The 1,949-nt window shown below is 40.1% G+C and carries 1 protein-coding gene; it reads right to left on the reverse strand.

The window, feature by feature from the left end:
• Positions 1–1,949, reverse strand: a 1,949-nt coding sequence (locus tag CHB81_RS26545) for an MBG domain-containing protein (protein WP_176427589.1), incomplete at both ends; no start/stop codon positions are given.

Consider the following 1,949-nt stretch of genomic DNA (forward strand, 5'->3'; position numbering starts at 1 on the left):
CTTGCAGCAGTGTCTCCGTTTACAAATCCTGCATAACTTGCTGTTAAAACTGGATTTGCTGATCCGTACGTTTTACTTTGATCATCGGCTGTAATGGTTAACGCTACCGGGGTAACTGTCAATATTCCGTCAATTCCGTAACTTATCGTGTAATTTGATGAAACTGCTCCACTTGCCGAAATTGGATAACTTCCAACTGCACTTCCTGTTACGGCTGTTGTTGTAATTGTTGGCGCTGTAGTTAAACTTGCAGCAGTGTCTCCGTTTACAAAACCGGTATAACTTGCTGTTAAAGCTGGATTTGCTGATCCATAAGTTTTGCTTTGATCGTCGGCAGTAATGGTTAACGCTACAGGAGTTACGGTTAATGTACCTGCAATATAATTAAAAGTATAATTTGCACTCGCTGCTCCACTGGCTGTGATAGGATATACCCCTACTGCACTTCCTGCGACTGCTGTTGTCGTGATTGTTGCTGTTGTGGTTAAACTCGTTTCATCATCACCATTCACAAATCCACTATAACTTGCTGTTAAAGCTGGATTGGCTGATCCGTATGTTTTACTTTGATCATCACCAGTAACTGTAAGTACTGCTTTATTTACTGTACTGGAAACTGTAGGAACATTTACTGTAGCTGCACCATTACTAGTTAAAACTATATTTCCTGAATAACTTCCCGCCAGGATAGTTCCTTTTAAACGAATATAAACTGGTGTAGATGCTATAACACCTGCTGCTCCAATTGTAACTGTGTTAGTAAAAGTAGTATTATCAGTACTTACCTCAAATTCTGAAGGTGGAGTAACCACAATGCCTTCAAGCATATCTGTTCCTGATACATTAAAACTAGTAGATGTAGATGCTGTACCATAAGTAGTAGTCAGTGCTGATAAAGTACCTGTAGTAACAATCGCTGCTGCTGCAGTTCTTGTTACCGTTACCGTATAAGTTTCAGTAGTAGTACCATCCTGCGCTGTTACTATTGTAGTAATAGTATTTATACCTACAGCCAAATTGATTACTCCCGAAGCATTTCCACTGGTTACTACTGTACCATTTACCGTGATTGTTGCATTTGCATCGGTTGAAGTTGGTGTAACTGTTAAGCTTGTGATTGCATTAGCTACTGTTGCAATATAAGCGGTTGTTGCTGTTGCAAATGTTGGTGTTAGTGCACCTTGACTTATGGAAAGATTTGCTAAAGAGGCATCTGACAAGGCTGTTACTGTTAAAACTCCGGGGATATAACTAATAACATAATTTGATGCAACTGCTCCACTGGCTGTAATTGGATACGTTCCTACCGCACTTCCCGTTACAGCTGTTGTTGTAATTGTAGGCTGTGTGGTTAGATTTGTACTTGTATCTCCATTTACAAATCCGACGTAACTAACTGTAAGTATTGGATTTGCCGCCCCAAACGCTTTACTCTGATTATCCGCAGTAACTGTTAAGCTCGCTGTAGTTACGTTTAAATTTCCTGCTACATAACTAATAGTATAGTTTGTGTTTACCGCTCCGCTTGCAGTAATTGGATATGGTCCAACTGGACTGCCTGTTACGGCTGTTGTCGTGATTGTTGGTGCTGTAGTTAAACTTATTGCCGTATCGCCGTTTACAAATCCTGAGTAACCTACTGTTAAGGTTGGATTGACTGATCCGTAAGTTTTAGTTTGATCATTAGCGGTGATAATTAAACTCGCTGTGGTTACGTTTAAATTTCCTGCTACATAACTAATAGTATAGTTTGTGTTTACCGCTCCGCTTGCAGTAATTGGATATAGTCCAACTGGACTGCCTGTTACGGCTGTTGTCGTGATTGTTGGTACTGTAGTTAAACTTGTTGCCGTATCGCCATTTACAAATCCTGAATAAGTGGCTGTTAAAGCCGGATTGACATCTCCGTAAACTTTGGTTTTATCTGTTGCAGTAACTGTTAATACTGC

Source organism: Flavobacterium sp. ov086 (genome assembly GCF_900187965.1).
Classification (GTDB): Bacteria; Bacteroidota; Bacteroidia; order Flavobacteriales; family Flavobacteriaceae; genus Flavobacterium.